The sequence below is a fragment of the Noviherbaspirillum sp. genome (assembly GCF_036846085.1).
Lineage (GTDB): Bacteria > Pseudomonadota > Gammaproteobacteria > Burkholderiales > Burkholderiaceae_D > Noviherbaspirillum.
The window spans coordinates 1-9,202 of the sequence record NZ_DAIUCO010000222.1 but is presented as its reverse complement, the minus strand read 5'-3'; the positions used below and the strand labels follow the sequence as shown (position 1 = coordinate 9,202).

The window sequence follows — 9,202 nt, the reverse complement described above, 5'->3', positions numbered from 1 at the left end:
AAAAACGGGGCTTTTTATTGGCCGGCCGCACGCATTCGGCAGCGGTTTGAAACGAATTACTTCTTGGTGGTACGGGCTGCGGCAGCCTTGGCAGCCGGCTGGGTGAACTGGCTGACGGCCGTGTTCACGTTGGCTTCGATCGTCTCGACGGCCTGCTTTGTGGTCTTGGTGAACTGCTCGTAACCTGCGCTGGCATTGCCGATGGCGGATTTCAGCATGGCGACGGCATTTTCGGAGCCGGCTGGTGCGTTCTTGGTGATTTCTTCGACCAGTTCCAGCATCTTGCGGCTGGCTTCGGTGATCTGTGCTTCGGCTGCCTTGCTGTATTCAGCCTGAACGCCGGATGCGATGGAAGCGAGGTGACGGCCATACGCGAGGGCTTTTTCAGCATTCGGCTGTGCCTGGGCGGCGCTGGCCGAGATCCACTCTTTCGGGTCCTTGATGGTCAACAATTGCTTCATTGCAGCATTGGACTCTTCCAGGGACGACTTGGCGGCGGTGATGTTCAGGTCGATGATCTTTTCGACGCCTTCGAATGTCTTGTTGCTCAGGGTCGTAATCAGTGCCAGCTGTGCTTCAAAGCTGGATTTCGTTGCTGCGGAAAATTGCTCGGGAATCGAAAACATGGGCTCTCCTTGGAGAAAATCGGTTGATCAACAGGGGTCGAACATAGCGCGCAGGAAGTGAACATCAATGATTACTGCCAGCCTTCTTTTGTGCGTCGCAACAAACCGCATTTTAAGGATTAATTTTTGTAAGTCAACGTTTTTATTCAATGTTTCCGGCAGGTTACAAGCGTGTTGATGACGGCAAATGCAGCGATTTTCCGCCGCTTGGCGTCCGTCGAGCGTCACCTTCGCTCGTCTCAGGCGCATGCTAAACTCGCCCGGGTCATTTCCAGCCCCGCCTTCCCTTTGAAAGCCTTTTACAGCGACCATTTTGTCCTGCCGCTACCGCAGGGGCATCGCTTTCCGATGCAAAAATACCGGCTGGTCCGGGAAACACTGCCCCTCGTGGCGGACAGCATCGAGGTTCACGAGGCTCCCCATACCACCGATGGCGTGCTGGCGCTGGCTCACCATCCCGACTACATCCGTAAGGTTTCCGAAGGCAGGCTGTCGGCGGAAGAGCAGAAAGCCATAGGCTTTCCATGGTCGCCCGAGATGGTGGAACGTTCGCGCCGGTCCGCCGGCGCCACGATTGCAGCCTGCCGTGCCGCCCTTGCCGACGGCACGGCGGTCAACCTTGCCGGTGGCACGCATCATTCCTATGCCGATCATGGCGAAGGGTTCTGCGTGTTCAACGACGCCGCGATCGCCTCCAGGCTAATGCAGGCCGAACGAAGGGTGAAGCGGGTGGCGATCGTCGATCTCGACGTACACCAGGGCAACGGCACCGCATCCATCCTTGCCGATGACGATTCGGTCTTTACCCTGTCGCTTCATGGCGAGCGCAACTATCCGTTCCGCAAGGAAGCCAGCGACCTGGATGTCGCGCTGCCCGACGGGACCGGCGACGACCTGTATCTCGATGCACTGGAAGGCGCGCTGGCCGAGTTGTTCCGGCGCTTCTCGCCGCAACTGATTATTTACCTCGCGGGCGCCGACCCGCACGAGGGCGACCGGTTGGGCCGCTTGAAGCTGACCAAGGACGGGCTGGCCGCCCGTGATCGCATGGTGCTGGACGCCGCCCGTGCACGAACCATCCCTGTAGCCATCGCGATGGCCGGGGGTTACGGCAAGAACATCCAAGACACCGTCGATGTGCATGTGCAGACTATTGCCCTTGCTTCCCAATACGCAGGTGGCGCGTCCACCATGAAATAACCATGACTTCCTCCGCATCCGTCGACCTCACCGCCGCTGAAACCCCGCAAAGCCCGTGGATATCCGCAATGCCGTATCTGTTCGTTCTGATATGGAGCACCGGCTTCGTGGTTGCGAAGTTCGGCCTGCCCTATGCGCCGCCGCTGACGTTTCTGCTGCTGCGTTTCATCAGCGTGCTGGTGGTCCTGCTGCCCATCGTGCTGTTGATGCGCGCCCCCTGGCCGGTCGGCCGCATGCGTCACATCGCGGTAGCCGGCATCCTGGTGCAAGCGGGTTATCTGGCCGGGGTCTGGTGTGCGATCAAGCTGGGGATGCCGGCCGGCCTGTCGGCGCTGATCGTCGGCTTGCAGCCGGTTCTCACCGCATTCGCCGCACCGCTGGTCGGCGAGACGGTTCGGGGCCGGCAATGGGTGGGCCTGCTGTTTGGACTGTGCGGCGTCGCCCTGGTGGTGGCCAACAAGATCTCGCTGATCGGGTTGTCGTCACAAAGCATCCTGCTGTGCGTGATGGCACTGCTGTCGATCACGGTCGGCACGCTTTACCAGAAACGCTATTGCGCGAGCTTTGATCTGCGCACCGGCACCGTGATCCAGTTCGCCGCATCGATCGCGGTCATTCTCCCGTTTGCCGTGGCACTCGAAGGTTTCGGCCCGGCACTTGACACGGTGCAGTGGACCCCAAGCTTCATCGGCGCCTTGCTCTGGTCGGTACTGGCGCTGTCGATCGGTGCGATCTTTTTATTGTTCGCGCTGATCCGCAAAAGCGCCGCCACCAAGGTCACCAGCCTGCTGTATCTCACTCCACCGACGACCGCGGTGATGGCATGGATGATGTTTGGCGAAGCCTTCAGTATCATTGGCATGGCCGGCATGGTGCTGGCAGTGATCGGCGTGGCGCTGGTCGTTAAAAAATAAGGAAAGAGATCGGATGAGGGCAGAGCCAAACAAGCGGAGCGACTATAAGCATTTTCATGACATCACGACGCGCTGGATGGACAACGATGCCTACGGGCACGTCAATAACGTCGTGTATTACAGCTGGTTCGACACGGTGGTCAATCAATTCCTGATCCGCAAGGGGGTGCTCGACATCGAGCGCAGCCAGGTGATCGGACTGGTGATCGAGACGCAGTGCAATTACTTCGCGTCGGTGGCATTCCCGGAACGGATCATCGCCGGTCTTCGCGTCGCGAAGCTCGGCAATTCCAGCGTGCGCTACGAAGTGGCGATTTTCCGGGATGACGAGGAGCGCGCGTCCGCGCAGGGCCATTTCATCCATGTCTATGTGGACCGGGACACCCGCAAGCCGAGTGCCATTCCCGACGCCATGCGACAACTGCTGCAAACCATCCAGGTGCCAGAACAATGATCAATACAACCGAACAAAAGATCGTCGACGCGGCGATCACATCGCGGCGGTCCATCCGCGCCTTCCTGCCGACGCCGGTGGCGCGCGAGGATATCGAGTCGCTGCTCGACGTCGCCGCGCGCGCACCGTCCGGCACCAACACCCAGCCCTGGAAAGTGTATGTACTCACAGGCGCGGTCAAGGAAAGGCTTTCCGCCGAAATTTTGCGCGCGCACAACGATCCCGAAGGCGGCAAGAAGCATGCGGAAGAGTACCCTTACTACCCGACCAAGTGGGTGTCGCCGTATATCGATCGCCGGCGCAAGGTGGGCTGGGATCTGTATTCGCTGCTAGGGCTGACGCGGGAAAACAAGTCTGGCATGCATGCGCAACATGGGCGCAATTACACCTTCTTCGATGCGCCTGTCGGCCTGATCTTCACCATCGATCGCATCATGGAGCAGGGCTCGTGGCTGGATTACGGCATGTTCCTGCAAAGTATCATGATCGCCGCCCGTGGCCGTGGATTGGACACCTGCCCGCAGGCCGCTTTCACGCCGTTTCACCGCATCGTCACCGATGTGCTGCAGCTGCCGGCGAACGAAATGCTCGTGTGCGGAATGGCGCTCGGTTACGCCGATCCGGACAGGATTGAAAATACGCTGGTCACGGAGCGCGAGCCGGTTTCCGGATTTGTGAAGTTCGTCGACGAGTAACGCGTTCCGGATATCGCCCGGCGCCGCAAATACCATTCAATGAGTTAGTGCGTTTTCCAAAGGATCAATCATGACCAAGCATCGCATCGCTGTTCTTGCCGGTGACGGCATCGGCAAGGAGACCGTGCCAGAGGGCGTCCGCGTTCTGGATGCCGCCGCGCGCAAGTTCGGTATCGATTTCCAGTGGGATCATTTCGACTTCGCATCGTGCGATTACTTTGCCAGGCACGGACAGATGATGCCGGACGACTGGAAAGACCGGATTGGCGGGCACGACGCGATTTTCTTCGGCGCAGTCGGCTGGCCCGACACGGTGCCCGACCACATATCGCTTTGGGGATCGCTGCTGAAGTTCAGGCGCGACTATGACCAGTACGTGAATCTGCGCCCCTGCCGGTTGATGCCGGGCATCCCGTCACCGCTGGCCCGATTCGGACTGGACGGACGCAAGGCGGGCGACATTGATTTTTACGTGGTCCGCGAGAACACCGAAGGCGAGTACTCATCGGTGGGCGGAAAGATGTATGAGGGCACGGACCGGGAAGTCGTATTCCAGGAAAGCGTGTTTTCGCGGACCGGTGTCGACAGGGTGCTCAAGTTTGCGTTCGACCTGGCGCAGAAGCGTCCGAAAAAGCATCTCACTTCCGCAACCAAATCCAACGGCATCTCCATCACGATGCCGTACTGGGATGAACGTGTGGTCGAAATGGCAAAGGCCTATCCGGATGTCAGGTGGGACAAGTACCACATCGATATTCTGACTGCCCATTTCGTGCAGCGCCCTGACCAGTTCGATGTGGTGGTGGCATCCAATCTGTTCGGCGACATCCTGTCCGACCTCGGTCCCGCGTGTACCGGCACGATAGCGATCGCGCCGTCGGCCAACATCAATCCGGACCGCAAGTATCCATCCCTGTTCGAGCCGGTGCACGGGTCCGCGCCAGACATCGCCGGCAAAGGTGTCGCCAATCCGATCGGCCAGATCTGGTGCGGCGCGATGATGCTGGAGCATCTCGGACACCCGGAGGCGGCTGCGGTAGTATTGCAGGCGATTGAGAATGTGCTGGAAGCGGGGCCGAAGAATGCGCCCTTCACCCGCGATATCGGCGGCACGGCTGGAACGGCCGACCTTGGTCAGGCGATTGCGGCTGCGTTATGACTTTGATCAATTCGCATTTGCGGGTCACGGTGCAATATAAATGCGGATTGATTTTCATCAGTTTTTTCTAAGAAAGTTGTTTAATTCTCTGCGCTAACTACTTAATTCCCTTGCTGATTTTCACTATTTTGCTAGACTGCAAGATATAATTGCCGCTTGCAAGAATTAAGGGGGGAAGTGCAGATGATCAGGTCCGCGCTGCGAATAGTCGCATCATTGTGTGCGTTGGTTTTCGTGGTTCCGGCCGTCCATGCCGAGGGCTCTTCGGCTGCGAAGAAACCGGCGCAAAAAAAGGCGGCGTCGAAAACCAAAACCACAGCCAAGCCTGTTGCCGCCGCCAAGCCTGCCGTTGCTGCACGCCGCTCAAGCGCTTCGGCAAAAGAACGCAGCGCTGCCAAAGTGTCGGTCGATTCGCGTCGGAAGGTCGCCAAGGCGTCCGGTAAAATCAAACGACAAAGCAAAAGCCTGGCAGCCTCGCGCGACAGCAGGAGCTCGCCGAAGGTTGTGGAGAAGCGGGTACGCTACGCTGCGGTCGTTCCTTCCCCTGCGCCAATGTTTACCGCCGGCGATATCGCGGGTCTCCATCTCACGCGCGATCCCCTTGCCTTGCAATCCAACGTTGCACTCGTGATGGATCAGAATACCTCCGAAGTGCTGTTCGAAAAAAATTCGAATGTGGCGTTGCCGATCGCATCGCTGACGAAACTGATGACCGCACTCGTCGTCGTGGAAGCGCGCCAGGACCTGGAAGAGATGCTTGAGGTCACGCACGATGATATCGACCGCGAAAAGAACAGCGGTTCCCGTTTGCGCATCGGTGCCCAGCTGACGCGGGCAAACATGCTTCATATCGCACTGATGAGTTCGGAGAACCGCGCCGCATCAGCGCTCGGCCGTCATTATCCGGGCGGATTGCCTGCCTTTGTCTCGGCGATGAATGCGAAGGCAAAGGCGCTCGGCATGCATACGTCCCGCTTCGTTGATTCCACTGGTTTGTCCAGCGGCAACGTGGCGAGTGCGAACGACCTTGCCAAACTGGTCTTTGCCGCCTATCAGCATTCCATCATCCGTACATATTCCACCGATCCGAAGTATGCGGTGGATACCGGAGCCCATCTCGTGCATTACGTGAATTCGAACCGGCTGGTGATGGACGACGATTGGGATATCGGATTGCAGAAAACGGGTTATATCTCGGAAGCGGGGCGCTGCCTCGTCATGCAGGCCCGCATCGAAAACCGTCCGGTCGTGATGATTTTCCTTGATTCGAAGGGAAAGTATTCCCGCATTGCGGACGCTGCGCGTATCCGAAAATGGCTCGAAAGCGGGATCCGTCAGCCGTTGATGACACAAGTGAATGCGAAGCAGAGCTGACTTCCTTTGAGTATGAATATGTCGATTCACTAGCTATTCGGGCCGCTCTGCGGCCCGTCTGCTTTTCTGACCGCAAGAATCGATGCCAGTAAGACATGATGATGAGTTTTTTAATCAAAAGAAATAGTCACAAACCGCTACAATTTTCCTTGCATAATTGTTGTTCCCGGACGCCGTTTTAGACCAAAATAAAAAGGCTTCCGCTTGAAAACCAACTGGCGGTAACAAAAAGGCCGGACGCACTTTTGGTAATTCAAAGTGCGATAATCCGTCTTTCGCATTTTGTGCCGGTATCCGCACTGTTAATTTTTGCTGCATCGATAAAAATTGCTTATTCCTAAAGTCCTCCTTGTCAACGATGATTCCGCCAGCCTGCTTGCGCTGTCCAGCTTGTTGACGTATTCAAGCGGTGAAAACCAGTACGAGGTCGTGATTGCAAAGTCAGGCGAGGAAGCATTGCGCCAGGTGCTCAATCACGACTTTGCGGTGATCCTGCTAGACGTGAGCATGCCCGGCATGGACGGGTTCGAAACAGCGGAAGCAATCCATTCCCATCCAAGGTCCGCATCGGTGCCCATCATTTTCGTGACGGCACATTTCGCCGACGAGATCAACAAGCTTAAGGGATATCAAAAAGGCGCGGTGGACTATCTGTTCACTCCCATCATTCCAAAAATCCTGCAGACCAAGGTTGCGGTATTCGTCGAACTGGCGAAAAAGAATTTGCAGTTGCAGCATCAGACGGTACAGCTGGCCAAGCTCAATAGCGAATTGCAGGAGCAGCGCAAGCTCGACCTCGAACATATCAACGAACGCAAACAGGCCGAAGAGGCATTGCGCCAGTCACAGGAAGAATTGCGTCAGCTGGCAAGCTACCAGGAGCGCATCAAGGAAGACGAACGCAAGCGCATCGCACGGGAAATCCATGATGAGCTGGGGCAGAACCTTCTTGCGTTGCGCATCGATATCTCGATGCTGCATGCGCGTACCGGAACCACGCATCCCAAACTGAACCGCAAAGTGCATTCGGTGCTCGACCACATCGACAGCACCATGAAAGCAATGCGGGCCATCATCAACAACCTCCGCCCCGCAGTGCTGGATCTTGGCCTGAATGCGGCGATCGAGTGGCAGGTCAAGGAATTCCAGCGCCGTACCGGCATCGAGTGCGACCTGGCAATGCAGGAAGAAGAACTGGTCGTGGACGATAACCGTGCGACGGCGCTGTTCCGCATCCTGCAGGAGTCCCTGAACAATGTATTGCGCCATGCGCAGGCAACCCGGGCACGCATCGAGCTTGAACAGGTCGGAAGCCTGTTGCGGATGAAGGTTGCGGACAACGGAATCGGCATATTCCCCGGCTGCCGCCGCAAAGCCAACTCGTTCGGGCTGGTAGGCATCAAGGAGCGCATCAGCACACTCGGCGGCCAGCTGGTGATTGAGACCGGGCAGGACCGTGGAACTGCGCTGACCGTGACTCTCCCTATTGATAACACCAATCTGGTCCCCGATACGTCCGATTCGCGGGCCGATGTGTATTCCGAACTTGCAAAGCTCAGCGAAAGCGTCGAAAGCTTGCGGGGACCTGTCGAAGCCGCGGTCAGCCCACGCAAGCGCAAGGAAACGCGCAATAACAAGATCGTCAAGCTGCTGTAGCGCCGGCCAGGGCAATGGGAGCGCCTGACGGCTGCCGGGATGACATCTCCGGACGAATCTCCTATGATGCCCAGTGATTCCAGAGACACAACATACTTGAGAAAAATCAATGTGTCTGGCTGGAAAATACCGGAGAGTCATTGATTTGACGCAATCGTGTTACAACACGTGACGGCGCTTGTCACAATCTTATTGAAGGCTTGCAGTGTCAATCCATCTTCTTCAGCCGGATTCGTTCCGCTTGCTCGCGATTTATGCGGGCACCTCTCCTTCCCATGTCATGAAGACAACAAATTCCAATAATTCGGTTCGCTTAGGGAGCTAGCATGGACACAAAAACAAATATTGCCGAGGCACTGGATGTCAAGGTACTGCTCGCTGCGTTAACAGCATTGAAAAAAGGGGATTTTTCAGCGCGCATGCCGTCCGACTGGACCGGTTTGGCGGGGAAAATTGCCGATACCCTGAACGACATCCTCGAAACCAATCAGCAGATGACTCTGGAAATCACCGACGTCAGCCGCGTGGTGGGCAGGGAAGGGCGCCTCACGCAGCGTGCGGCGGTGCTCAATGTAGCCGGTGGCTGGGCGACGATCGTGCGGTCGGTCAATACCCTCATCGATGACCTCGTGCGCCCCACGACCGAAATGGCGCGGGTGATCGGCGCCGTCGCGAAAGGTGACCTGTCCCAAACCATGGCGCTGGATGTTGACGGCCGCCCGTTGAAAGGACAGTTCCTGCTGGCTGCGTCCACCGCGAATACGATGGTGGACCAGCTGTCGTCGTTTGCATCGGAAGTGACGCGTGTGGCGCGGGAAGTGGGTACCGAGGGTAAGCTGGGTGGGCAGGCGAACGTGCCGGGTGTCGCAGGTACCTGGAAGGACTTGACCGACTCGGTGAACTCCATGGCGGGTAACCTCACGTCGCAGGTGCGTAACATCGCGGAAGTGACGACGGCGGTGGCGAACGGCGACTTGTCGAAAAAAATTACGGTGGACGTGCGCGGCGAGATCCTGCAGCTCAAGGACACGATCAACACCATGGTGGACCAGTTGCGTTCCTTTGCGTCCGAAGTGACCCGGGTGGCGCGGGAAGTGGGTACGGAAGGCAAGCTCGGCGGCCAG

The 9,202-nt window shown here is 57.6% G+C and carries 12 protein-coding genes; 8 read left to right on the top strand and 4 right to left on the bottom strand.

Annotated elements, in window-relative coordinates:
- Positions 1-56: 56 nt before the first annotated feature.
- Both phaP and V7080_RS20315 read right to left on the bottom strand, forming a co-directional pair.
- Positions 57-626, bottom strand: a complete 570-nt coding sequence (gene phaP / locus V7080_RS20320; protein ID WP_334190210.1) for a TIGR01841 family phasin — start codon at positions 624-626, stop codon at positions 57-59.
- Between the two features lie 27 nt (positions 627-653).
- Positions 654-938 carry a hypothetical protein gene (locus tag V7080_RS20315; protein WP_334190209.1) on the bottom strand — a complete coding sequence of 95 codons (285 nt, stop codon included), beginning with the start codon at positions 936-938 and terminating at the stop codon, positions 654-656.
- Here V7080_RS20315 and V7080_RS20310 point away from each other — a divergent pair.
- The 5 genes from V7080_RS20310 to V7080_RS20290 all read left to right on the top strand — a co-directional run bounded on the left by V7080_RS20310 (position 915) and on the right by V7080_RS20290 (position 5,048).
- Positions 915-1,826: a histone deacetylase family protein gene (locus tag V7080_RS20310; protein ID WP_334190208.1), complete on the top strand. Its 912-nt coding sequence runs from the start codon at positions 915-917 to the stop codon at positions 1,824-1,826. The genes V7080_RS20315 and V7080_RS20310 overlap by 24 nt on opposite strands.
- A 68-nt stretch (positions 1,827-1,894) precedes the next feature.
- Positions 1,895-2,740 carry a DMT family transporter gene (locus V7080_RS20305; protein ID WP_442947264.1) on the top strand — a complete coding sequence of 282 codons (846 nt, stop codon included), beginning with the start codon at positions 1,895-1,897 and terminating at the stop codon, positions 2,738-2,740.
- 13 nt (positions 2,741-2,753) lie between these two features.
- Entirely contained in the window at positions 2,754-3,194 is a 441-nt protein-coding gene (locus V7080_RS20300) for an acyl-CoA thioesterase (RefSeq protein WP_334190206.1), read from the top strand.
- A complete protein-coding gene (locus V7080_RS20295) occupies positions 3,191-3,889 on the top strand; it encodes a nitroreductase (RefSeq protein WP_334190205.1) in 699 nt (232 codons plus the stop codon). Before V7080_RS20300 ends, V7080_RS20295 begins: the two co-directional genes overlap by 4 nt.
- 70 nt (positions 3,890-3,959) lie before the next feature.
- Entirely contained in the window at positions 3,960-5,048 is a 1,089-nt protein-coding gene (locus V7080_RS20290; protein WP_334190204.1) for a tartrate dehydrogenase, read from the top strand.
- A 131-nt stretch (positions 5,049-5,179) separates the two neighbouring features.
- On the opposite strand, the gene V7080_RS25440 is transcribed toward V7080_RS20290, so the two are convergent.
- Complete coding sequence (locus V7080_RS25440) at positions 5,180-5,446, bottom strand: hypothetical protein (RefSeq protein WP_442947263.1); 267 nt, start codon at positions 5,444-5,446, stop codon at positions 5,180-5,182.
- Position 5,447: 1 nt separating this feature from the next.
- On the opposite strand from V7080_RS25440, the gene pbpG reads away from it, so the two are divergent.
- Complete coding sequence (pbpG, locus tag V7080_RS20285) at positions 5,448-6,422, top strand: D-alanyl-D-alanine endopeptidase (protein ID WP_442947262.1); 975 nt, start codon at positions 5,448-5,450, stop codon at positions 6,420-6,422.
- Between the two features lie 114 nt (positions 6,423-6,536).
- Here the strand turns inward: pbpG and V7080_RS20280 are convergent, their stop codons facing one another.
- A complete protein-coding gene (locus V7080_RS20280) occupies positions 6,537-6,740 on the bottom strand; it encodes a hypothetical protein (RefSeq protein ID WP_334190202.1) in 204 nt (67 codons plus the stop codon).
- 9 nt (positions 6,741-6,749) lie between these two features.
- Here V7080_RS20280 and V7080_RS20275 point away from each other — a divergent pair, with 9 nt between their 5' ends.
- Together V7080_RS20275 and V7080_RS20270 are read left to right on the top strand one after the other, a co-directional pair.
- The gene (locus tag V7080_RS20275; RefSeq protein ID WP_334190201.1) at positions 6,750-8,078 is read left to right on the top strand and encodes an ATP-binding response regulator; all 1,329 of its coding nucleotides are present in this window, start codon (positions 6,750-6,752) and stop codon (positions 8,076-8,078) included.
- 326 nt (positions 8,079-8,404) lie between these two features.
- A partial coding sequence (locus V7080_RS20270; protein ID WP_334190200.1) for a HAMP domain-containing protein occupies positions 8,405-9,202 on the top strand: 798 nt, incomplete at its 3' end.

Bases quoted from the DNA above. Each gene is read 5' to 3' on its own strand.
- phaP (WP_334190210.1), bottom strand. From the start codon at position 626: ATGTTTTCGATTCCCGAGCAATTTTCCGCAGCAACGAAATCCAGCTTT.
- V7080_RS20315 (WP_334190209.1), bottom strand. From the start codon at position 938: ATGGTCGCTGTAAAAGGCTTTCAAAGGGAAGGCGGGGCTGGAAATGAC.
- V7080_RS20305 (WP_442947264.1), top strand. From the start codon at position 1,895: ATGCCGTATCTGTTCGTTCTGATATGGAGCACCGGCTTCGTGGTTGCG.
- V7080_RS20300 (WP_334190206.1), top strand. From the start codon at position 2,754: ATGAGGGCAGAGCCAAACAAGCGGAGCGACTATAAGCATTTTCATGAC.
- V7080_RS20295 (WP_334190205.1), top strand. From the start codon at position 3,191: ATGATCAATACAACCGAACAAAAGATCGTCGACGCGGCGATCACATCG.
- V7080_RS20290 (WP_334190204.1), top strand. From the start codon at position 3,960: ATGACCAAGCATCGCATCGCTGTTCTTGCCGGTGACGGCATCGGCAAG.
- V7080_RS20280 (WP_334190202.1), bottom strand. From the start codon at position 6,740: ATGCAGCAAAAATTAACAGTGCGGATACCGGCACAAAATGCGAAAGAC.